The following is a 21,051-nucleotide window of genomic DNA, read 5'->3' as shown; positions in this document are numbered from 1 at the left end:
CCGAACGAAAGCCCCGCACTCGATGACGAGTGCGGGGCTTTCGTGTGTCTCACTACGCTGAGCTGTGTGGTGGCGAGTGCCTCGTACGGGGCTCGGGCCTTCGGCGTTTACCGACTCACTGAGGCCAACTGGATGGCGGTGATGGCGGACCATTCGACGGACGACCTCCGGGGTTCTTCACCAGAACCAAGACCGCCAAGCTTGCCGCTCCCACCACGGACATCGACGAGGCCGAGGAAGCTGCGCTGATGGTTCTCGACCGGTTCGAGCTCGATCGGTCGGTGCGGTTGCTCGGCGTGCGGGTCGAGTTGGTCCCTACCGTCACCGAACAGCTGCCGCGGAGCCGGCAACTCGCACTTCTCGAAAACTGGGACGCAGAGTTGGCCGGGTGGTTAGGTTTAGGGCTCGTTGTGATCATTCCCAGTGTCGAGGAGTCGATTTGCGAAGCCTGCGTGCCAGTTTCATCGTTGCAGCAGTCACCGTCGGATTGTCTTGGGCGCCGGCAACGGCGACGGCTGATCCGATCGAACCCAGCCCTGCTCCGGCCGCCGCCCCGAACACCCTGCGACCGATCGGAAGCCTTCAGACGGGTGAGCCGAGCTACGAAACCTGGATCTCGGACGTTGTTCCCGTTGCCGAGGAGGCGAAGGCATACCTCGAGCAGCGACTGCCCACGACCGGCAAGCCCGCGGTCGTGTTCGACATCGACAACACCACCCTCGAGACGCACTACAATTTCGACCTTGCTCGCATACCGGCGCTGCAGCCCATGTTGGAAGTCGCCGAGCTGGCCGAGGAGCGCGGCGCCGCAATCTTCTTCGTAACCGGACGGTTCGACTTTCTCGAGCCGATCACCCGACCGAATTTGATCTCGGTCGGCTATCCGGTTGATGGGCTCTATCAGACCGACCTCGTCGAGTTCTTCGATCTTCAGGCTTACAAGACGGCAGCGCGCGCCGACATCGAATCGCAGGGATACACCATCGTGGCCAACATCGGTAACAACGCCAGCGACCTCGGCGGCGGGCACGCGGAACGCACCTTCAAGCTGCCGGACTACGACGGTGCCCTGAGCTAGCGAACCGTCACTGCAGACAACTCGTCCCTGTATCGGTCGGACGGCGCGTTCGGTCGCAGTGCGACTACGCTCGGGGACAAGGTGCCGAGCGCGCAGAACCCGACCCATCGAACGGAGACGATATGTCCCAGAACAATCGTGGTGGACTCAATCGCCGCAACGCAGGCACGGCTCTCGAAGTGGTGCGCGAAAACCCCATGATCGCCTTGATCACCGCCGCGCCGGCTCTGATCGTGTTCGGGGTCGTGTGGTGGTTGTTGGGATTCTGGCCCGCCCTGTTGCTCGTACTCGTCATCGGTGGCGGCGCATTCGTGCTGAAGAAGGTCATCTGACAGCTATCTCGGCACGTGGAAGGTGACGAGTGAGGCTGCGCCCGCGGTGAGGTCGGCCCAATCGCCTTCGACCGACAGTACTGCCAGTGCCGAAGTGGGAAACTTTTCGCGGATGGCCCGTGCGTTCGCGCTGTCCGGGTCTGCTGTGAGATCGAGTGCAGTCGTCGGCATTCCAGGTGCGTGCCCCACCACGAGCAGAGTCTGCACCGACTCGTCGACCTCGCTGATGTCTGTGATGATCTCGGGCGGGTACGCGCCGTAGAGCTGGCGCAAGAACTGGGTCGGTGCTTCGATCCCGGCGGCTTCGAGCGTTTGCCGCGTCCGCAGCGCCGTCGAACACAGTACGGTGTCGATCTGGGGAAGGTTGCCGCGCAACCACTCGCCGGACAGTCCGGCCTCGCGCACACCGCGCTCCGCGAGGGGCCGGTCGTGGTCGGCCACACCTTCCGGGTAGCCGGACTTTCCGTGACGCATCAAGACGAGGGTGCGATTCGCGGTCATGGGCAGAGACTAAACCACGCTCCGTCCGGTGTCCGCGCACGCCGTCGGCTACCGGGCGGTAATCACAGCCGGTCGATCAAACGGGGAGCGCTCCGACGTAGGCAACCGCACGTGCCTTGTCGTCGACGAGGAACCAGACGGTGACGCCGCCATCGTCTCGGCGAGTGCGCAGCACGACCTTGTCGGAGGATTGAACGGGCGCCAGATACTCGATCACTGCGCGATGGGGACGAGACCGAAGTTCCGTGCCCAGCACCTCTTCCACTGCCTGCCAATAGACGGCGTTGTTCACGTGGTCGAACGGGTCGAGGTCGGTGGCGCGCAGTGGAAACGGTGTGTCCTCGACGCCTGCGCCCGCGTCCGGTGCGTCCTCGGTGAGTGCGCGCTTCCATTTGAGGCGGTGCTCGTCCGTGGATCCGGCGATTCCCTCGATGAACGTGTCGCTCATACGGGTCGGCATCCCGGTATCCGGGCTGATATTGATCCAGAAGCCCTCGGTTTCGAACAGTGCACCCTTCGAACCCTCGATGCGCACCCGCATGTCGGCCCAGCGGGTGGAGAAGGCGGTGCACCATCGGCTGAGTTCGATTCGTTCCGGCCAGGTGGCGGGACGAACCACGTCGATCACGGTGCGTCGCACGATCCACAGTGGATGACTCTCGAAGACGTCGAGGGCCTCGAGATTGTCGATGCCGATGTCTTGCAGGTAGCGAGCGATGCCGTCGAGACGCAGGCGGCGTCCGGCATCGATGTCCCCGGTGCGAATCTCGCGGGAGGTGCGGAAGACCCGCGCACCGTCCCTGCGCTCTGCCAACGGTCGCTCGAGTTCCACTGATGCTCCTCACGTCGAGGGGTCGGGCCTATCTGGTGTGAGCTGATCTGTTCGTGAACAGTATCCGCAATCACCCAGTCATGCGGCTAGTGTCGAACCCATGCGCGCGATGGTGTTGTCGGAATTGACGGGCCCCAGCGGAATGTCTTTGCAAGACGTTCCTGATCCGGACCCCGCGGGTCGGGTTCTGATCGACGTCAAGGCGTCCGGCGTGTGTTTTCCCGATCTGTTGATCACCTACGGCAAGTACCAGATGCGTCCGGAGTTGCCGTTCGTCCCGGGTTCGGAAGCCGCGGGGGTGGTGTTGTCTGCGCCCGACGGCAGTGGCTTGCAGGCCGGAGACCGTGTCCTCGCCGACACTTTGGTGGGCAGCTTTGCGGAGACGGTCGCAGTTGCGCCGGGACAGGCGTTGCGTATTCCGGACGAACTCGGTTTCGCCGAGGCGGCGTCGATGACGATCAACTATCAGACGATGGAGTTTGCGCTGGCGCGGCGCGCGAAGTTGCGTGCGGGCGAGACGGTCGTGGTCCTCGGTGCGGCGGGAGGTGTCGGCACGGCGGCGATCCAGTTGGCGTCCGCGCACGGCGCCCGTGTGATCGCTGTGGTTCGCCGCACAGGTGCGGAAGAGTTTCTGCGCGGACTCGGGGCCGACGAGGTGGTGCAACTCCAGCAGGGCTGGGGTGAGCGGGTACGCACCGTGACCGGCGGCGGTGCCGAGGTCGTGATCGACCCGGTAGGCGGCGATGCGTTCGACGAGGCTGTGCGAGTGCTCGCCCCGGAAGGGCGTCTCGTGGTGATCGGGTTCGCCGGTGGGGGTATCCCACAGTTGAAGATGAATCGTGTCCTGTTCCGCAACATCACCGTGATGGGGGCGGCGTGGGGAGAGTTCGTCATGCGGAATCCATCGGGGATGGAGGAAATGCACGGGGCACTGGTGCGGCATGTCGAGCGGGGTATGCGCCCGGTGGTGACCGCGCGCTACTCGTTGGACGACGCAGGCCGGGCGCTCGCAGATCTCGAAGAGGGGAAGATCCTCGGGAAGGGCGTGCTCGTTCAGGAATGAGCCGTACCCGGATGTGGGATAGCTAACGTTTCTGCAATAGTTGCGCAAACGGTAGTATTTCGCGGTGCCTGCAGCTACCCCTGAAGACCTTTTCGAGGTCCTCGACGAGTTCTTCGCTCGCTTGATGAGTGCCAGCGAACCGGAGTCGATGGACGTCCTGGTGTCGCTGGACTTGCCGTTTTCGCAGGTAAGAATGCTTTTCGTGCTCTCGTGGGATGGTGACCTCCCGATCAACGAGTTGGCGGAGCGGTTGAGTTTGTCGGTCGCCGCCGCCGGTCGCAACGTCGATCAACTCGTCACACAGGGGCTTGCATGCCGGCGGGAGGACGCGTCCGACCGGCGGATCAAACGGGTTTCCTTGTCGGAGGCGGGACGCACCGTCGCGACGACTCACCTCGAGTGCAAGCGGGATCACCTGCGACGGTTCGCGTCGACGGTGCCCGAATTGGATCGGCAACGTTTGATCGAGGCACTCAACCCCATTCTCGCAGGTGAGAGCCTGCCTGTACTGACACAGGAGAATTCCCGATGACCTCACCGGATGTTGGGGCAAATGCGCCCGACCAGCGCAACGCGGTGCCGGACAAGCTCGACGCCAAAGTTCTGAAGATCGCCTCGGTGGTGGTCCTCGGTGCCATCATGTCGATCCTCGACGTGACCGTGGTCAGCGTTGCTCTGTCCACCTTCTCGACCGAGTTCGAAGCGACCTACGCGACAGTCGCCTGGACGATGACGGGGTACACCCTCGCTCTGGCCACCGTCATTCCGCTGACGGGATGGGCGGCCGATCGATTCGGAACCAAGCGCCTGTACATCACCGCGTTGGTGCTGTTCATCATTGGCTCGGTTCTCTGCAGCATGGCCTGGGACATCACATCGCTGATCGTCTTCCGTGTCCTGCAGGGATTCGGCGGCGGCATGTTGATGCCACTCGGAATGACGATCATGACCCGCGCGGCCGGCCCGGAACGAGTGGGCCGAGTCATGGCAGTTCTCGGTATCCCGATGCTGCTCGGCCCCATCGGCGGCCCGATCCTCGGCGGCTGGCTCATCGAGAGCGCGAGCTGGCACTGGATCTTCCTGATCAACCTGCCGATCGGCATCATCGCCCTTGCTGCGGCGTACTGGATCCTTCCCTCGGACAAGCCCTCGCCCTCGGAATCGTTCGACTTCGTCGGCATGCTGCTGCTCTCGCCCGGCCTCGCACTGTTCTTGTTCGGTGTGTCCTCGATTCCGGAGGTCGGCACGGTCGCCTCGGCGCGGGTCCTGGTGTCGGCCGGTGTCGGATTGGCCTTGATCGCCGCCTTCGTGTTCCACGCACTGAACAAGGCGCATCCGCTCATCGATCTGCGCCTGTTCAAGAACCGCCAACTCACGTTTGCGGTGATCACGACGTCCTTGTTCATCGTTGCGTTCATGGGCGCAGGACTGCTGTTTCCCAGTTACTTCATCCAGGTGCGCGGCAACACCACACTGGCCGCCGGTCTGCTGATGGCTCCGCAGGGTATCGGCGCGATGCTGACGATGCCCATCGCGGGACGTCTCGTCGACAAGATCGGTGCGGGCAAGATCGTGCTCACGGGTCTGCCGTTGATCCTCGTCGGCATCAGTGTGTTCACTCAGGTCGACGCCGACACCCCGGCGTGGCTGCTGATGGCCGGGTTGTTCGTGATGGGTCTCGGTATGGGTTGCACGATGATGCCGCTGATGACGGCCGCCATCGTCACGCTGTCCAACGAGCAGATCGCACGTGGTTCGTCGTTGATGAACATCGTGCAGCAGACCGCTGGTTCGATCGGTACCGCCGTGATGTCGGTTGTGCTCACCAACCAGTTGCTCGACCGTGATCTGGACACCGCGAAGGTGGCTGTGCAGCACATTCCCGAGGTCGCGGCCCAGCAGCCTCCCGGTTTGCGTGAGCAGATCCTGAGTGCGGCCGCCGACGCGTTCGGCAACACCTTCCTGGTGGCTGCGGTGATCATCGTGGTGACTTTGATTCCGGCGTTCTTCCTGCCGCGCAGAAAGTACGTTCGCCCCGAGTCCGACGAGGCAGACGGCACCGTCGCGGCGCCGATCGCGGTGCACTGACCGCACCACACCTGCCCCCCACATCAGGGGCACGAATGGGACGTTCGGCCGTACCGACGCGGCGAACGTCCCATTCGTTTGTTGGAATGGATGGGGTTCGGGGCCGGTTGAGCCAAATGTTCATGCAGATGCATGATGTCGAGCGTTTGGAGTAACGGCCATGCACTTCGGAATCTTCACCGTCGGTGACGTGACCCACGACCCGACCACGGGTCGCGCTCCCACCGAGCACGAGCGGATCAAGGCGATGACCACCATCGCCAAACACGCCGAGGACGTCGGTCTGGACGTGTTCGCGACCGGTGAGCACCACAATCCGCCGTTCGTGCCGTCGTCGCCGACCACCATGCTCGGGTACATCGCGGCGCAGACCGAGAATCTGATTCTGTCGACCTCCACCACCTTGATCACCACCAACGACCCCGTGAAGATCGCCGAGGACTACGCGATGCTTCAGCATCTCGCCGAGGGGCGCGTCGATCTCATGATGGGGCGGGGTAACACCGCACCCGTCTATCCGTGGTTCGGCAAGGACATCAGTGAGGGAATCCCTCTGGCCCTCGAGAACTATCAGTTGCTGCGCAGGCTGTGGGACGAGGAAGTGGTGAACTGGCAGGGCAAGTACCGCACGCCCTTGCAACGGTTCACAGCCACACCACGCCCACTCGACGACATTCCGCCGTTCGTGTGGCACGGCTCCATTCGGAGTCCGGAGATCGCGGAGATCGCCGCCTTCCACGGTGACGGCTTCTTCGCCAACAACATCTTCTGGCCCAAGGAGCACTACATCCAGTTGATCGACCTCTACCGCGAACGCTACGAGCACTACGGTCACGGACGGGCGGATCAGGCGATCGTCGGACTGGGTGGTCAGGTGTTCATGCGGCCGAACTCGCAGGATGCTGTCGACGAGTTCCGTCCCTACTTCGACAACGCCCCGGTGTACGGGCACGGGCCGTCGATGGAAGAGTTCACCGAGCAGACTCCGCTGACGGTGGGCTCGCCGCAGCAGGTGATCGACAAGACGCTGACGTTCGCCGGCTTCTTCGGCGATTACCAGCGCCAGTTGTTCCTGATGGATCACGCCGGTCTGCCGTTGAAGACGGTTCTCGAACAACTCGACCTCCTCGGCGCAGAGGTGGTACCGGTGCTGCGCAAGGAGTTCGCTGCGCGGCGACCGGAAGGTGTTCCGGAGGATCCTCCGACGCATGCCGCGTCGAAGGCTGCGCGTGAGTCGGCTGATGTCGTCGGTTGATCGAACCGCGCTGGCCGCAGATATCTGGGAGGAGGTGACCCAACGTGAGTACGACGTGCTGTTCAATCTCCGGGAGCCGGACGGGTGTCTGCGGTTGCAGGATCTGAACAGGTCGGTCCGGATGGCGCAGCCTTCGTTGAGCCGGATCGTGGAGAGGTTGGAGTCGTCCGGTCTGGTCACCCGGCACGGCGATCCGGCGGACCGGCGTGGCACCGTCGTGGAGCTGACCGCGGAGGGTCGGCGGGTGCAGCGGGTGGTGGGTCGCCGCCACGTGGCGCACATTCGCCGAGCGGTCGGATCGGTGCTCGAACCGGAAGAACTCGAAGTCCTGGCGGGGTTGTGCCGCAAACTGCAGGTTGCCCAGGACGGGTGAGGGGCACCATGGAGTGCGTGAGCAATGTGGAGACCGACCCCGTCGAACAACGATGCGAGAACGAACCGCAGCCCGGGTCGGGCATTCAGGTCCTGACGTCTCGCACGGTGCCACTCGGTGGACCTCGTGCGATGCGGGTGCGGCGGACGCTGCCGCAGCGTGCCCGGTCGCTGATCGGCGCCTGGTGTTTCGCCGACCATTACGGCCCGGACGACGTGTCGGTGAGTGGCGGGATGAACGTGGCCCCGCACCCGCACACCGGGTTGCAGACGGTGAGTTGGCTGTTCACCGGTGAGATCGAGCATCGGGACACGCTGGGCACTCATGCGATGGTGCGTCCGGGGGAGTTGAACTTGATGACCGCTGGCCGTGGGATCGCGCATTCCGAGGTGTCCACACCGGAGACGACGACGTTGCACGGCGCCCAGTTGTGGGTGGCGTTGCCCGATGCGGCGCGTGACACCGATCCGGCTTTCGAGCACTTTCGACCGGACCCGGTCGAGGTCGCCGGCGCCACGATCCGGGTGTTTCTCGGGTGCCTGGCGGGTTCGACGTCGCCCGTGGACACGTTCACCGCGCTGCTGGGCGCGGAGATCTTGCTCGACCCCGGAGCGCTGTTGTCTCTCGACATCGATCCCACTCACGAAATGGGTGTGCTGGTGGACCGAGGTGAGACCACGATGGCCGGCACGCGCGTCGGCTGGGCCGAACTCGGCTATCAGTCACCCGGTCACCGGGTGCTCGAACTGCGTAACGACGGCGACGAGGAAGCCCGCCTGCTGGTGCTGGGCGGTGAACCGCTCGGTGAACAGGTGATCATGTGGTGGAATTTCATGGGCCGCACCCACGAGGAGATCGTGGCGTACCGGGAGCAGTGGCAGGCCGAGATCGGTGAGGGCGAAGCTGTGGACCGCCGGTTCGGTCGCGTCGACGGGTACGACGGGACACCGTTGCCTGCCCCGGCGCTTCCGAACAGCAGGTTGCGTCCGCGTGGCTGATCCTGCCTCGGTTTCACCTATTCCCTGAGACGATGAAGTGGTGCGAATTCCGCGACCGGGTCGTCTGGTGTCACCGCTGCCGAGGTCTCTGCGGCAGGCCACGCCCTCGCGTGTGCAGGTTCGGGAGTTCGAGGATGCCGGGCTTCTCGACGGACTGACCGGCGAGGAGCGTACCGTTCGCGCCGATGTTCTGACCAGGTTGGTCGAATCCGGCGAGTCGGTGGACGAACTGGTTCATGCGACCCGTGCCGGTCATCTCGCTCATCTTCTTCTCGAACACGCGTTGTCGCCGCGAGGCGAGTACGGGCTCGCGGACGTCGTTCGGCTGTCTGGTCTCACCGAGCTGGATGTCCGTCGGTGGTTCCGGGTGCTCGGGCGCGGAATCTCGGCGGACGGCAACTTCTACAACGATGCGGACCTGGTCATGGCCCAGGCATACCAGGTGTATCGCGAGTTGGGGCTCGACGAGAAGGCGATGTTCGCCGCGGCAAGGGTGATGAGCCGGAACATCTGGACGGTGGCCGACGCGTCGGACACCCTGTTACAGGATCGTCTGGAGGCTGCACGTGAGCACCCGGAGCTGGCGCTGCGATATTCGGAAGAAGTCCACAAGTTGGCCGGGTACCAGGCGCAGATGCTCGCGCAGATACTCGCGACCAACATCAGGCACCGCATTCATGCTGACGTGGTCGGTTCGGAGGACGCCGATTTCCACCTCCCCGACGCCGGTCCGATGGGGGTGTGCTTCGCGGACTTGATCGGTTTCACCGTGCTCGGCGAGCGGGGCACGGCCGACGAACTGGGGCAGCTCGCCGAGAACCTGGATCGCTTGGCGTCGGAGGTGATCAGCACGCCGGTTCGGGTGGTGAAGACGATCGGTGATGCGGTGATGATGGTGGCCCCCGACGCAGACTGCCTGGCCGGCGCTGCACTGGATCTGGTGGAGGCAGCCAGGGGAGCGAGTCTGCCACCTCTGCGGGCCGGGATCGCCTGGGGTTCTGCGATGCACAGCGCCGGAGACTGGTTCGGGCGTCCCGTGAACCTGGCCAGTCGGGTGGTGGCGGTGACCCCCGCTCACGAGGTGTTGGTGACGAGGGAGTTCTTCGACCAACTCGACACCGACGGGTTCTGGTGCGAACCAGCGGGATCGCACCATCTCAAAGGTCTCGACCTACCCCAGGAATTGTTTGCGATCGGGCGGCGACAGGTGGCGTGACGGAGCGTCGCAGCAATTGTCGCGCGGAAGCTTTCTGTGTTGTACGGCATGGCGTCCCGGAATTGTCGGCGCCCTCAGTTACCTTGGTCACACTGGCCTCGATCAGGGAGTGAGGCGGATATGGCTGGCAATTCCGGTCCCGCAGCAAACTCGAATCTCGATGCCGACTGGCTGTTCTTCGCAGAAGTCGGCACCTCCGTTCACGGCGGTCATTCGCTCGCCGCCTTCGGCCCTTTGCCTTCTGCCCTCGATGCGTTGGCACTGGCCGTCAACTCGATCAACCACACGGCGTATTCACTGTTCGAGCAGGGGTATGCAGGCAGCTTCAATGCCGACGCTCACTTGGTCGAACGATTACCGATCACCTCGTTCACCATCCGAAGGCATGACCCCGACACTCGTGTTCCCGACAACGGGTGGATGCTCACGGGCAAACGGCACCATCGGGTAAGGCTCGGTGGTCGCGGCGCGGCCTGACCAGCTACTTCAGTTCGATCAATCGCGCCGAACCTTGCGCGGCGGCACAAAATCTCGACTCGCCCGCGGAGTCGACGACGTAGATCTCGCACCGACACAACGCCTGTCGACGGGTGACATCGACCGCTTTCGCTGTGGCCCGCAGGAGTTCGCCCCGGGCGGGTCGCAGGTAGTCGATGGTGAACCCGGTGGTGACGATCGACGGCCCCAACGCGGCTCCTGCAGCGAAGGTCAAGGCATTGTCCGCGGCATACGAGATCACCCCGCCGTGAGCGAACCCGAACTGCTGCAACAGCTCAGGTCGAAGCGGTATCTCGAGGGTGGAGCCGTCTGGTCCGTACTCCGTGATCCGTGTGCCGAGCAGAACGCTGAACGGTTGCGCTGCCAGCACGGCCTTCGCGTCGTCGATGCTGGTCAAGGGTTTCACTGTCCGGTGAACTTCGGAGGGCGGCGATCCAGCATTGCGCCCACGGCTTCGTGGTGGTCTTCGGTGTGATGGGCCAGTGCCTGCATGGCTGCAGACAGCTCGAGAAGGCTTTCCAGCGATTGGTGCTGACCCTCGCGCATGAGCTTCTTCGTCATGCGCAGTACATGAGGTGGGTTGGCGGCGACACGATTCGCCAGTTCGATCGCGGCGGGCAGGAGTTCGGCGGGTTCGGTGAGCCTGGACACCAGGCCCCACTCCAAGGCGGTGGCGGCGTCGACAGCCTCACCGGTGAACGCCATTTCGCTTGCTCGCGCCTGCCCGATTGCGCGGGGGAGCAGCCAGGCGCCGCCGTCGCCGGGGATGAGCCCAACCTTGACGAAGCTCTCGGCGAATGTCGCATGGGTGGAGGCGATTCGCATGTCGCACATGAGCGTCAGATCGCACCCCGCTCCGATCGCCGGGCCGTTCACCGCGGCGATCGTGGGCACTTCGCAGTGGTAGAGCGCTCGCGGAATGCGTTGGATGCCGTGCCGATAGCCCTGACGCAGTTCGGCGGGGGTGCCGCCGAACATGCCTTCGCGGTCACGCATGTGCTTGACGTTCCCGCCGGACGAGAACGCGGTTCCGGCTCCGGTGATGATCGCAGCACGAACACTGCCGTCCGCATTGACGGCGGCCACCGCGTCCTCGAGCGCTTCGATCACGTCCGGTTCCGAGATGGGATTGCGGGCGTCGGGTCGGTTCAGCGTCCAGATGACGACGTCGCCATCACGTTCGGTCAAGACTGCGTCGTTCATCGAGATGCATCCCTTCGGTTGGGGTTCGTCAGATCCCGGAGTCTCGCACCAGCCTGTCGGTGAGGCGTGGGGAGAACAGGTCGATCACCCGCAGCAGCTCGGTGTAGCTGGGCATCATCTCGATCGGGCGAGTCTTGATCGAGGTGACGAACCATTCGGCTGCCTCTTCTGGAGTGAGCGCCGCCATCGAGTCGTAATCTGCTGTGGGCGCAATCATCGGGGTGCGGACCAGCGGGAAATGCAGGGTGCTCACATGCACCCCGGTGTCGTGTAGTTCTGCGCCGAGATCGCGGCCGAACGCTGCAATCGCCGACTTGGATGCGTGGTAGGCGGCGAACTTCGGCATTGCCCCGGCGCGCACACCCCAGGTCGCGACGTTGATGATGTGGCCGGACCGACGGTCGGTCATGGCGGGCAGCAGCGCGCGGATGAGGCGTGCGGAACCGAAGTAGTTGATGGCCATGGTGCGTTCGAGGTCGTGGAACCGGTCCAAGGATTCGGTGACCGGCCTGCGTATGGAGCGGCCGGCGTTGTTGATGAGCACGTCGATGGGGCCGACTTCGCTGGTGATCCGCGCCTGAAGCTCGTTCACCGAGTGGGGATTGGTGAGATCGGCGGGCAGTGCCCAGGCGTCTCCGCCGGAACGGAGAATTTCGTCGCGGACGTGCTCGAGCCGCTCGGCTCCGCGTGCGACGAGAACGATGCCGGCGCCGAGCTCCGAAAGGCGGTGAGCTGCGGCCTCACCGACACCGGACGACGAGCCGGTGATCAGGACCGTTTTGCCTTCGATGTGGTGGCCGGTGCGGAGCAGACGCGATGCGACACCGTCGATGGACGGCAATGGTTCGAGCGCTGCCCGGGCCACGAACTGCGAGATCACCATTCGACTGTACTCATACGCGACGGAACTCACAGAGCGGGACTCGCACTGTGAGTTCTCACTCGCGTAGGGCGGGAACGTCGAAGCCGCCGCAACCTCGCTGGGTTGCGGCGGCTTCGAGTGTCGTGTGCGGGATCAGACTGTGATGCCTGCCCCGTGCAGAACCTGGCCCTGCTCGGCTGCGAAGTCGTTGGTGTTGTCCACGAGCTGCGGAACAACATCGACGAACGAACTCATCTTGTCGACCAGGACAGCGCCGCCGGGCAGCGACTCGACCTGCGAGACCATCTTCTCGAGACTCTCCGGGTCGATCAACGGCGCAGACGGTGCGGCTTCGGCGGGCGCCTCGGGTGCAGCCTCGATTGCGGGCGCCTCGGGTGCGGCGTCGACGGGCGGTGCCGGAGGAGCCGCCTCGACGGCGGGTGCCTCGGGTGCCTCCGCCGACGGTGCTGCCTTCTCCTCGGTATCGCCGGGGGAGGTTTCCAGATCGGGAAGGATCGGCGCAACGCCCTGGTCGTGTTCCACCGTCGGGGCAATCGACTCGTCACCCGCACCGAAGTTGGCACCAGCAGCGCCACCAATCAGTCCGCCGACGGTGCCACCGGCGAGGGCTGCTGGGATACCCACGACCGCCGCACCGATTGCAACCCCACTGGCAGTAGCGGCAAGTCCGGCTGGAACGGTAACCACACCGACCCCAGGGATGATACCTGCGACGAATGCCGGGCTGCCAACGGCCGTTCCGATAGCCCCGCCAGCAACGCCGCCAGCGACAGCCGCGGGGATGCCGGTTACTGCTGCACCTGTCACGGCACCTGTAAGGACACCGGCCGTTGTGGCGGCGGCGATCCGGTCGGACCGGCTGGTCTCAACGCCGATGGAGTTCCAGAACGTGGCGACCTGGGCTTCGACAACAGCCGCGCTGTTGTTGGTCTTCTCCATATCCTGCTCGGACATCCATGCCGGCTTTTCGGTGACGTAGTCACCGATGCGCAGCTTGTCTTCGGGTGCCTCGATGGGGGCGACGGGGTCGACAGCGGTGGGCAGGTGCAGTTCTTGGACCTGGACCGGCTCCGGTGCCACGTACGCTTCTTCTTCGACGTCGTACTCGCTGTACGTCGGAAGTTCACGTGTAGGGACGTTGTTGTACTCGGGCGGCGGTGCGATCCAGTACGACTTGGGCTCCGACTGCTTGGTGCGCTCGATGGTGGGCGCGACCTTGTCGGAATCGGAATCGGACTCGGCGGTGGTGCCCGGCTGTGCGGTGCTGGGGGCCGCCTCGTCGTCCGGATTGACCGAGTCGGTGGTACCCGGCTGAGGTGCTGCAACTGCCACGCTCGAGTAGCTGATCGCGATGGCAATGGGCAGTGCGCCCATCACGGCGGCGCGCTGGCCCTGGCGCCGGTGTCGACCGCGGATCTTCTGCGTCATTCTGGCTGTCCCTTCGACTTCGATGTGGTGCAACGACACGAAACTGCTAGCTGGAGAGCGGCTTTCGCTTGTGTCATCGACACGACGGTGGAATCAACACGACTGCGGAATACGTCTGTGGAGTCAGCACGGCACACCACCGTGTTGATGTCGCGTTGCGAACTCTGTAACGGCCGAGTGCCAGAGACGCGATAGGAGGTACGGCGCCACACCTACGAACCGGGAGCACAGCTCACCGGTACACAGAGAAGTCACGTTCCCCCCGATGGGTCTCTGCATCGCCCGCGTTGGGTGATGCTTTTCCGTGTTGCACCTGGACCCGATTCGTCGGATCCAGAACCCCCCTCTGGGAGTGCGGGCGCAATGCTAGCAGCTGCAAGCGCCGCATCGGGAACCAGACTCGGACTTTTCCTACCGGCTGGTTCGGTTTCTGTATTCGGACAAGTCCGGCGGAACGACGAAGCCGCCGCAACCTTCGAGGTTGCGGCGGCTTCGTGGATAGTGCGTGATCAGGCGTTGGCGCTGACGCCCGGGCTCGGTTCGACCGGCGTGTCCGGGTTGATCTCAGGATTGAGTACCTCGTAGGTCGCTCCACCGACGGCGCCACCAACTCCGCCGATCGCTGCGCCGATGGTGCCACCAACGACGGCGCCCGCGCCACCCGCCGCCGCCGATGCGGCGGCGGTAGCGGCGGCAGCACCGACGCCGCAGCCGACCATAGCGGCAGGGATGCCACCGATTCCGCCAGCTGGGATCGTGACAACGGTGCCGATAGCGCCGACGAGAGCTGTGCCTGCGATGCAGCCCGCGCCGTTCGCCGGAATGCCCGCGACGACTGCCAGCGGAATGCCGACAATACCGGCGCCGATCACGCCACCGGTCGCGGCACCGGCGATCGTCGCGCCGGCAACGACATCGGAGCGGGTGCCGTCGACACCGATCGAATTCCAGAACGTCGCCATCTGGGCCTCGGCCACGGCAGCGGTGTTGTTGGTCTTCTCCAGCTGCTCCTCGGTCATCCACGCGGGCTTCTCGGAGATGTAGTCACCGACGCGCAGCTTGTCCTCGGGTGCCTCGATGGGCGCGACGGGATCGACAGCCGTCGGGAGGTGCAGTTCCTGGATCTGCACCGGCTCCGGTGCCACGTACGCTTCTTCCTCCACGTCGTACTCGCTGTACGTCGGAAGTTCACGTGTGGGGACGTTGTTGTACTCGGGCGGCGGTGCGATCCAGTACGACTTGGGCTCCGACTGCTTGGTGCGCTCGATGGTGGGCGCGACCTTGTCGGAATCGGAATCGGGCTTGGACTCGGCGGTGGTGCCCGGCTGTGCGTCCGGCGCAACCTCGTCGGTGGTGCCCGGCTGCGGAGCTGCCGCAGCCACACCCGAGTAGCCGATCGCGATGGCGAGGGGCAGGGCGCCCATCACGGCGGCGCGCTGGCTCTGGCGCCGGTGGCGTCCGCGGATCTTCTGCGTCATTCTGGCTGTCCCTTCGACTTCGATGTGGTGCAACCGCACGGGGCGATCTGTTGGAGAGGGTCTTTCGGCTGTGGCATCAACTCGCCGCGCCGCGTGTGAACGCTGTAACGGCACGGCGTGCGAACGCTGAAACGGCCGAGTGCCGCAGATGCGATAGGTGGGCAGGTGCCGCACTCCCAGACCGGGAGCCGGGCTCACCGGTGCACAGCAAAATCACGTTCCCCCCCGATTGATCCCTGCATCGCCTGCGTTGGGAGATGCTTCCTCCGATTGCACTTCGGATCCGATTTCGGCAGATCCGAACCCCCTCTGGGAGTGCGGAAGAAACGCTAGCAGCTGCAAGCGGTGTGCCCGGACCACGAAGTGTGAGGTCGCCGAGCGGCCGTTGCGATTCGGTATCCGGACAAGTCAGGCGTCCACCAAATGGGGATATGACGGGCGTCACGAAGCGCTTGTGCGTGATCCTTCGAATCGGCGCTCTACGTTGACATTCAGCGCTCTCGGGCACGCCACTTAAGGACCCTGGTGGTTCATGATTCAAATACAAGCAAGCATGCTTGCTTTTTAAAACGGGACATGTGATCCTGATCGCATGCCGACATTGCAGGACGTCATCACGGATCTGAAGGCGGAGGGCGACGCGCTCGAAGCGTTGGTGGTCACACTGGCGCCGCAGCAGTGGCGCACGCAGACGCCGGCGGCCGGATGGACCATCGCGCATCAGATCGGACACCTGCTGTGGACCGACCGCGCAGCACTCCTGGCGGTGACCGATCCCGAGGCGTTCGAGGCTGGAACGGCCGAGGCGTGGAAGAACCCGACAGGCTTCGTGGACGACGGTGCGGAGGCCGAAGCGCAGAAGGCACCCGGAGAGTTGTACGCGCAGTGGCGTGCCGAACGGATCCGGGTGGCGAACGAGCTGGCTGCCGTACCGCCGGGAACGAAGCTGCCCTGGTACGGGCCGCCGATGAGCGCAATGTCCATGGCAACGGCGCGGCTGATGGAAACGTGGGCACACGGACTCGACGTGGCCGAATCCCTGGGCGTGCGTCCGGTGCCCACGGGTCGGCTCCGCTCCATCGCCCACCTCGGCGTTCGCACCCGCGACTTCGCGTACTCCGTGAACGGTCTCACCCCACCGTCCGAGCAGTTTCGTGTCGAACTGACCGCGCCCGACGATGACGATGACGACACCTGGACATGGGGGCCCGAGGAGGCGGTGCAGCGCATCACCGGCCCGGCACTCGACTTCTGCCTGCTGGTGACCCAACGCGCCCACCGCAACGACCTCGCGCTCGAGGCGGTCGGTGAGGACGCCCGGCACTGGCTCGGTATCGCACAGGCATTCGCCGGTCCGTCCGGCACCGGACGTGAATCGAGCACCAACGCATGAGTGCACCGGTACGCATCGGCAACTGCTCCGGGTTCTACGGCGACCGCCTCTCGGCGATGCGGGAGATGCTCGAAGGCGGCGAACTCGACTACCTCACCGGCGACTATCTGGCCGAGCTGACCATGCTCATCCTCGGTCGCGACCTCATGAAGGACCCGAACCGCGGCTACGCCAAGACCTTTCTGCGTCAGGCGGAAGACTGCCTGGGTCTCGCCCTCGACAAGGGCGTCAAGATCGTCACCAATGCCGGCGGACTCAACCCCACCGGCCTGGCGACCGCGCTCCGCGAGGTCGCTATCACGCTGGGACTGAACGCGAAGATCGCGCACGTCGAAGGCGACGACCTCACGAAGAGGGTCGACGAACTCGGTCTGGGGGCACCGCTCACCGCCAATGCCTACCTCGGCGCCTGGGGAATTGTGGAGTGCCTGAACGCCGACGCAGATGTGGTGGTCACCGGCCGCGTCACCGATGCCTCGGTGATCGTCGGCCCTGCCGCCGCACACTTCGGCTGGGGCGCAGTCGACTTCGACCGGCTGGCCGGCGCAGTGACCGCAGGCCACGTCATCGAATGCGGCACCCAAGCCACCGGCGGCAACTACTCGTTCTTCACCGAGATCGAGAACATGCGGCGCCCAGGCTTTCCCATCGCGGAGATCTTCGACGACGGCTCGTCTGTCATCACCAAACACCCCGGAACCGGCGGCGCCGTCTCGGTCGGGACAGTCACCGCGCAACTGCTGTACGAGGTCACCGGAGGCCGGTACGCGGGCCCCGACGTGACCACCCGCATCGATTCCGTGGAGTTGGCCCAGGACGGGCCGGACCGGGTGCGGATCAGTGGCGCGAAGGGGGAGCCGCCGCCACCGGACCTCAAGGTGTCGTGCAACAGCCTGGCCGGGTTCCGCAACGAGGTGACCATGATCCTCACCGGCCTCGACATCGACGCGAAAGCGGATCTGGCGCGCACGCAACTCGAATCGTGGCTGTCGACGACACCGACGGAAATCGACTGGACGCTGGCGCGCACCGACCATGCGAACGCGGACACCGAGGAAGCAGCCAGTGCGCTGTTGCGCTGTGTGGTGCGCGACCCCGATCCCGAGGTGGTCGGCCGCGCCTTCTCCTCTGCCGCGGTGGAAATCGCACTCGCCAGCTACCCCGGTTTCAGTCTGACCGCCCCGCCCTCGAACGGGCAGCCGTACGGCGTGTTCACCCCCGGATACGTGGACGCGGGGAAGGTCGCGCACACAGCTGTGTTGCCGGACGGTACGCAGGTGTCCATCGACCCCTCGTCCGAGACGCAGGTTCTCGCCGATCCGGCGGACCCCGCCCTGCCGGTCCCATACTCGGGCGGTGCTGCCCGCAGCGTCCCTTTGGGAACCATTGCGGCCGCACGCAGCGGCGACAAGGGCGGAAACGCGAACGTCGGCGTCTGGGTGCGCACCGACGAGCAGTGGCGCTGGCTGGCCCATGCCCTGACCGTCGATCAACTGAAACGGATGCTCCCCGAGGCAGCAGATCTCACCGTCACCCGGTACCTGCTCCCCAAGCTGAAAGCGGTCAACTTCGTGATCGAGGGCATTCTCGGCGCTGGTGTCGCCTCCCAGGCTCGCTTCGATCCGCAGGCCAAAGGACTCGGGGAGTGGTTGCGCAGCAGACACATCGACATCCCGGAGGGACTCGCGTGAGCATGTGGGACACACCGGAACGGAATGCGCTACGCGAGACCGTGCGGAGATTCGTCGACCACGACGTTCTGCCGAACCTCGACGACTGGGAGCGTGGCGGCGAGATTCCGCGCGAGCTGCACGAGAAGGCCGCAGCACTCGGTCTGCTCGGCGCCGGATTCCCCGAGAGCGCCGGCGGTGCGGGCGGTGACCTCGTGGACGCCGTCACCATCTGCGAGGAGATGCACTACGCGGGTGCGTCCGGCGGCTTGTTCGCCTCGCTGTTCACGTCGGGTATCGCTCTTCCACACCTCATTGCGGCCGGGGACGAATCACAGATCGAAAGCTGGGTGCGGCCGACCCTGGCCGGGCAGAAGATCGGGTCACTTGCAATCACCGAACCCGGTGGTGGTTCGGACGTAGGACACTTGCGCACCACCGCGAAGCGGGACGGCGATCACTATGTGGTCAACGGAGCCAAGACGTTCATCACCTCGGGGTGCCGCGCCGACTTCGTGGTCGCTGCGGTCCGCACCGGAGGTGACGGAGCATCAGGGGTATCGCTGCTCGTCGTAGAAAAGGGCACACCCGGATTCGCGGTGACTCGCAAACTCGACAAAATGGGCTGGCTGGCCTCGGACACCGCAGAACTCTCGTTCGTCGACGCGCGGGTGCCCGTGACCAATCTGGTCGGCGCCGAGAACACCGGATTCGCGCAGATCGCACAGGCCTTCCTCACCGAACGAATCGCCCTGGCGGCGCAGGCATACGCCAGCGCCCAGCGGTGTCTCGACCTGACGGTGCAGTGGTGTCGTGACCGGGAGACGTTCGGTCGCCCGCTCATCTCGCGGCAATCCGTACAGCACACGGTCACCGACATGGCCCGTCGCATCGACGTGGCCCGCGTCTACACACGAGCCTTGGCCGAACGGTCGATCGAGTCGGATCAGGACCTCATCGCGGAAGTGTGTTTCGCGAAGAACACCGCCGTCGAGGCCGGTGAATGGGTGGCGCACCAAGCAGTTCAGCTATTCGGCGGTGCCGGCTACATGCGGGAGAGCGAAGTGGAGCGGCAATACCGAGACATGCGGATTCTGGGGATCGGTGGCGGCACCACCGAAATCCTCACCGGACTCGCGGCGAAAAGATTGGGGTACCAGGGATGAGTGTTCTGCGATCCACCCTCGACACCGCGTCGGAGGTGTACACCACCGCGGTCGAGGCGATGGAAACCAAGCTCGACGAAGTGACCGCCGAACACGAGAAGGCGATTGCCGGTGGCGGCGAAAAGTACACGAAGCGCCATCACGATCGCGGCAAACTCCTCGCGCGTGAACGCATCGAACTGCTGATAGACGAGGACTCACCCTTTCTCGAGCTGTGCCCCCTGGCAGCGTGGGGGAGTGACTTTCCCGTGGGTGCCAGCACGGTCGTCGGAATCGGGGTGGTGGAAGGGGTGGAATGCCTCATCGTCGCGAACGACCCCACCGTCCGTGGAGGAACCAGCAACGCCTGGACCTTGCGGAAGGGTTTCCGGGCCAACGACATCGCCGTACAGAACCGGCTTCCGGTGATCTCCCTGGTCGAATCGGGTGGCGCAGACCTTCCCACCCAGAAGGAGGTGTTCATCCCCGGCGGTCGCATGTTCCGTGACCTCACCCGACTCTCTGCCGCCGGAATTCCCACCATCGCCTTGGTCTTCGGCAATTCCACCGCCGGCGGTGCCTACATCCCCGGCATGTCCGATCACGTGGTGATGATCAAGGAACGATCAAAGGTGTTCCTCGCCGGGCCGCCCCTGGTGAAGATGGCCACCGGTGAGGACTCCGACGACGAGGCGCTCGGCGGAGCCGACATGCACTCCCGTACGTCCGGCTTGGCCGACTACTTCGCCGTCGACGAGCAGGATGCGATCCGCATTGGGCGCACCATCGTCAAACGGCTGGGCTGGACGAAGAAGGGGCCCGAGCCGCGTCCCGAGGTGATCGAACCGCTCGCCGATCCCGAAGAACTGCTGGGCATCGTCCCCTCGGACCTGAAGATCCCGTTCGACCCCAGGGAAGTGATCGCCCGGGTCGTCGACGGCTCCGACTTCGACGAGTTCAAGCCGCTGTACGGGTCGTCTCTGGTCACCGGCTGGGCACAGTTGCACGGCTACCCGATCGGCATCCTCGCCAACGCACGCGGTGTGCTGTTCAGTGAGGAATCACAGAAGGCCACCCAGTTCATTCAGCTGGCGAACCGCTCCGACACTCCACTGCTGTTCCTGCACAACACCACCGGCTACATGGTGGGCAAGGAGTACGAGGAGGGCGGCATGATCAAACACGGGGCGATGATGATCAACGCCGTCGCCAACTCGACGGTGCCGCACATCTCGATCCTGCTGGGTGCGTCGTACGGCGCGGGTCATTACGGCATGTGTGGTCGCGCATTCGATCCGCGATTTCTGTTCGCCTGGCCCAGTTCGAAGTCTGCCGTGATGGGCGGTGCCCAGTTGGCGGGTGTCATCTCCATCGTCGGAAGGGCGTCCGCCGAGGCGCGCGGTCAGGCTTTCGACGAGGAAGCGGACGCCGGGATGCGCGCCATGATCGAGAACCAGATCGAGGCCGAGTCACTGCCCATGTTTCTGTCGGGCCGGCTGTACGACGACGGGGTTATCGACCCCCGAGACACCCGCACGGTGGTGGGAATGTGCCTGTCGGCCATCGCCTCCGCCCCGATCGAAGGCACCGACAGCTTCGGTGTCTTCCGAATGTGAG

Annotated in this window: 21 protein-coding genes and 1 pseudogene; 15 read left to right on the top strand and 7 right to left on the bottom strand. The window is 64.8% G+C overall.

All coding sequences use genetic code 11. From position 1 onward, the window contains the following. Nucleotides 1-161 precede the first annotated feature (161 nt). The 3 genes and pseudogenes from ACZI8Q_RS09520 to ACZI8Q_RS09510 all read left to right on the top strand — a co-directional run. Nucleotides 162-311: pseudogene (locus ACZI8Q_RS09520) on the top strand (DinB/UmuC family translesion DNA polymerase); the annotation flags it as partial. Between the two features lie 128 nt (nucleotides 312-439). Beyond that, entirely contained in the window at nucleotides 440-1,078 is a 639-nt protein-coding gene (locus ACZI8Q_RS09515) for an HAD family acid phosphatase (RefSeq protein ID WP_463373273.1), read from the top strand. Nucleotides 1,079-1,200: 122 nt separating this feature from the next. Then, a complete protein-coding gene (locus ACZI8Q_RS09510; protein ID WP_463373272.1) occupies nucleotides 1,201-1,410 on the top strand; it encodes a hypothetical protein in 210 nt (69 codons plus the stop codon). Between the two features lie 3 nt (nucleotides 1,411-1,413). Here the strand turns inward: ACZI8Q_RS09510 and ACZI8Q_RS09505 are convergent, their stop codons facing one another. Together ACZI8Q_RS09505 and ACZI8Q_RS09500 are read right to left on the bottom strand one after the other, a co-directional pair. Then, nucleotides 1,414-1,911, bottom strand: coding sequence for a SixA phosphatase family protein (locus ACZI8Q_RS09505; RefSeq protein WP_463373271.1), 498 nt, complete (start codon nucleotides 1,909-1,911; stop codon nucleotides 1,414-1,416). A 76-nt stretch (nucleotides 1,912-1,987) separates the two neighbouring features. Next, nucleotides 1,988-2,743: an acyl-[acyl-carrier-protein] thioesterase gene (locus ACZI8Q_RS09500; RefSeq protein ID WP_463373270.1), complete on the bottom strand. Its 756-nt coding sequence runs from the start codon at nucleotides 2,741-2,743 to the stop codon at nucleotides 1,988-1,990. Nucleotides 2,744-2,843: 100 nt separating this feature from the next. Here ACZI8Q_RS09500 and ACZI8Q_RS09495 point away from each other — a divergent pair, with 100 nt between their 5' ends. The 8 genes from ACZI8Q_RS09495 (at nucleotide 2,844) to ACZI8Q_RS09460 (ending at nucleotide 10,213) form a co-directional block, all read left to right on the top strand. After that, a complete protein-coding gene (locus tag ACZI8Q_RS09495; protein WP_463373269.1) occupies nucleotides 2,844-3,806 on the top strand; it encodes an NADPH:quinone oxidoreductase family protein in 963 nt (320 codons plus the stop codon). 124 nt (nucleotides 3,807-3,930) lie between these two features. Beyond that, the gene (locus ACZI8Q_RS09490; protein ID WP_463373497.1) at nucleotides 3,931-4,338 is read left to right on the top strand and encodes a MarR family winged helix-turn-helix transcriptional regulator; all 408 of its coding nucleotides are present in this window, start codon (nucleotides 3,931-3,933) and stop codon (nucleotides 4,336-4,338) included. Further along, entirely contained in the window at nucleotides 4,335-5,894 is a 1,560-nt protein-coding gene (locus ACZI8Q_RS09485) for a DHA2 family efflux MFS transporter permease subunit (protein ID WP_463373268.1), read from the top strand. Before ACZI8Q_RS09490 ends, ACZI8Q_RS09485 begins: the two co-directional genes overlap by 4 nt. A gap of 160 nt (nucleotides 5,895-6,054) precedes the next feature. Next, on the top strand, nucleotides 6,055-7,149 hold the full coding sequence (locus ACZI8Q_RS09480) for an LLM class flavin-dependent oxidoreductase (protein ID WP_463373267.1): 1,095 nt from the start codon (nucleotides 6,055-6,057) through the stop codon (nucleotides 7,147-7,149). Next, complete coding sequence (locus ACZI8Q_RS09475) at nucleotides 7,136-7,522, top strand: MarR family winged helix-turn-helix transcriptional regulator (RefSeq protein ID WP_463373266.1); 387 nt, start codon at nucleotides 7,136-7,138, stop codon at nucleotides 7,520-7,522. Before ACZI8Q_RS09480 ends, ACZI8Q_RS09475 begins: the two co-directional genes overlap by 14 nt. A gap of 17 nt (nucleotides 7,523-7,539) precedes the next feature. Next, nucleotides 7,540-8,520, top strand: a complete 981-nt coding sequence (locus tag ACZI8Q_RS09470) for a pirin family protein (RefSeq protein WP_463373265.1) — start codon at nucleotides 7,540-7,542, stop codon at nucleotides 8,518-8,520. A gap of 40 nt (nucleotides 8,521-8,560) precedes the next feature. Continuing rightward, nucleotides 8,561-9,736, top strand: a complete 1,176-nt coding sequence (locus ACZI8Q_RS09465; protein ID WP_463373264.1) for an adenylate/guanylate cyclase domain-containing protein — start codon at nucleotides 8,561-8,563, stop codon at nucleotides 9,734-9,736. 120 nt (nucleotides 9,737-9,856) lie between these two features. Further along, entirely contained in the window at nucleotides 9,857-10,213 is a 357-nt protein-coding gene (locus ACZI8Q_RS09460; RefSeq protein ID WP_463373263.1) for a hypothetical protein, read from the top strand. Nucleotides 10,214-10,217: 4 nt separating this feature from the next. On the opposite strand, the gene ACZI8Q_RS09455 is transcribed toward ACZI8Q_RS09460, so the two are convergent. The 5 genes from ACZI8Q_RS09455 to ACZI8Q_RS09435 all read right to left on the bottom strand — a co-directional run bounded on the left by ACZI8Q_RS09455 (nucleotide 10,218) and on the right by ACZI8Q_RS09435 (nucleotide 15,226). Continuing rightward, the gene (locus tag ACZI8Q_RS09455) at nucleotides 10,218-10,622 is read right to left on the bottom strand and encodes a PaaI family thioesterase (protein WP_463373496.1); all 405 of its coding nucleotides are present in this window, start codon (nucleotides 10,620-10,622) and stop codon (nucleotides 10,218-10,220) included. A 14-nt stretch (nucleotides 10,623-10,636) separates the two neighbouring features. Further along, nucleotides 10,637-11,437 (bottom strand): crotonase/enoyl-CoA hydratase family protein, encoded by an 801-nt coding sequence (locus tag ACZI8Q_RS09450; protein WP_463373262.1) that lies wholly within the window; start codon nucleotides 11,435-11,437, stop codon nucleotides 10,637-10,639. A 28-nt stretch (nucleotides 11,438-11,465) separates the two neighbouring features. Further along, complete coding sequence (locus tag ACZI8Q_RS09445; RefSeq protein ID WP_463373261.1) at nucleotides 11,466-12,320, bottom strand: SDR family oxidoreductase; 855 nt, start codon at nucleotides 12,318-12,320, stop codon at nucleotides 11,466-11,468. 132 nt (nucleotides 12,321-12,452) lie between these two features. After that, nucleotides 12,453-13,748, bottom strand: a complete 1,296-nt coding sequence (locus ACZI8Q_RS09440) for an insoluble domain protein (protein WP_463373260.1) — start codon at nucleotides 13,746-13,748, stop codon at nucleotides 12,453-12,455. Between the two features lie 509 nt (nucleotides 13,749-14,257). Then, on the bottom strand, nucleotides 14,258-15,226 hold the full coding sequence (locus tag ACZI8Q_RS09435) for a hypothetical protein (protein ID WP_463373259.1): 969 nt from the start codon (nucleotides 15,224-15,226) through the stop codon (nucleotides 14,258-14,260). 592 nt (nucleotides 15,227-15,818) lie between these two features. Between ACZI8Q_RS09435 and ACZI8Q_RS09430 the strand changes: the two genes are divergently transcribed. The 4 genes from ACZI8Q_RS09430 to ACZI8Q_RS09415 are packed head-to-tail and all read left to right on the top strand — an operon-like array spanning nucleotide 15,819 to nucleotide 21,050. After that, nucleotides 15,819-16,619 (top strand): TIGR03084 family metal-binding protein, encoded by an 801-nt coding sequence (locus ACZI8Q_RS09430; protein ID WP_463373258.1) that lies wholly within the window; start codon nucleotides 15,819-15,821, stop codon nucleotides 16,617-16,619. Continuing rightward, entirely contained in the window at nucleotides 16,616-18,310 is a 1,695-nt protein-coding gene (locus tag ACZI8Q_RS09425) for an acyclic terpene utilization AtuA family protein (RefSeq protein WP_463373257.1), read from the top strand. Before ACZI8Q_RS09430 ends, ACZI8Q_RS09425 begins: the two co-directional genes overlap by 4 nt. Further along, nucleotides 18,307-19,455: an acyl-CoA dehydrogenase family protein gene (locus ACZI8Q_RS09420; protein ID WP_463373256.1), complete on the top strand. Its 1,149-nt coding sequence runs from the start codon at nucleotides 18,307-18,309 to the stop codon at nucleotides 19,453-19,455. Before ACZI8Q_RS09425 ends, ACZI8Q_RS09420 begins: the two co-directional genes overlap by 4 nt. Beyond that, the gene (locus ACZI8Q_RS09415; RefSeq protein WP_463373255.1) at nucleotides 19,452-21,050 is read left to right on the top strand and encodes an acyl-CoA carboxylase subunit beta; all 1,599 of its coding nucleotides are present in this window, start codon (nucleotides 19,452-19,454) and stop codon (nucleotides 21,048-21,050) included. Before ACZI8Q_RS09420 ends, ACZI8Q_RS09415 begins: the two co-directional genes overlap by 4 nt. Nucleotide 21,051 lies beyond the last annotated feature (1 nt).

This window comes from Rhodococcus quanlei (assembly GCF_055231015.1).
The sequence above is the reverse complement of the archived record's forward strand: the minus strand, read 5'-3'. Positions and strand labels throughout refer to the sequence as shown.

Excerpts from the sequence above, each read along its gene's own strand:
- ACZI8Q_RS09510 (WP_463373272.1), top strand. The coding sequence starts at position 1,201 with ATGTCCCAGAACAATCGTGGTGGACTCAATCGCCGCAACGCAGGCACG.
- ACZI8Q_RS09505 (WP_463373271.1), bottom strand. The coding sequence starts at position 1,911 with ATGACCGCGAATCGCACCCTCGTCTTGATGCGTCACGGAAAGTCCGGC.
- ACZI8Q_RS09495 (WP_463373269.1), top strand. The coding sequence starts at position 2,844 with ATGCGCGCGATGGTGTTGTCGGAATTGACGGGCCCCAGCGGAATGTCT.
- ACZI8Q_RS09490 (WP_463373497.1), top strand. The coding sequence starts at position 3,931 with ATGAGTGCCAGCGAACCGGAGTCGATGGACGTCCTGGTGTCGCTGGAC.
- ACZI8Q_RS09485 (WP_463373268.1), top strand. The coding sequence starts at position 4,335 with ATGACCTCACCGGATGTTGGGGCAAATGCGCCCGACCAGCGCAACGCG.
- ACZI8Q_RS09480 (WP_463373267.1), top strand. The coding sequence starts at position 6,055 with ATGCACTTCGGAATCTTCACCGTCGGTGACGTGACCCACGACCCGACC.
- ACZI8Q_RS09475 (WP_463373266.1), top strand. The coding sequence starts at position 7,136 with ATGTCGTCGGTTGATCGAACCGCGCTGGCCGCAGATATCTGGGAGGAG.
- ACZI8Q_RS09460 (WP_463373263.1), top strand. The coding sequence starts at position 9,857 with ATGGCTGGCAATTCCGGTCCCGCAGCAAACTCGAATCTCGATGCCGAC.
- ACZI8Q_RS09450 (WP_463373262.1), bottom strand. The coding sequence starts at position 11,437 with ATGAACGACGCAGTCTTGACCGAACGTGATGGCGACGTCGTCATCTGG.
- ACZI8Q_RS09445 (WP_463373261.1), bottom strand. The coding sequence starts at position 12,320 with ATGGTGATCTCGCAGTTCGTGGCCCGGGCAGCGCTCGAACCATTGCCG.
- ACZI8Q_RS09440 (WP_463373260.1), bottom strand. The coding sequence starts at position 13,748 with ATGACGCAGAAGATCCGCGGTCGACACCGGCGCCAGGGCCAGCGCGCC.
- ACZI8Q_RS09435 (WP_463373259.1), bottom strand. The coding sequence starts at position 15,226 with ATGACGCAGAAGATCCGCGGACGCCACCGGCGCCAGAGCCAGCGCGCC.
- ACZI8Q_RS09430 (WP_463373258.1), top strand. The coding sequence starts at position 15,819 with ATGCCGACATTGCAGGACGTCATCACGGATCTGAAGGCGGAGGGCGAC.
- ACZI8Q_RS09425 (WP_463373257.1), top strand. The coding sequence starts at position 16,616 with ATGAGTGCACCGGTACGCATCGGCAACTGCTCCGGGTTCTACGGCGAC.
- ACZI8Q_RS09415 (WP_463373255.1), top strand. The coding sequence starts at position 19,452 with ATGAGTGTTCTGCGATCCACCCTCGACACCGCGTCGGAGGTGTACACC.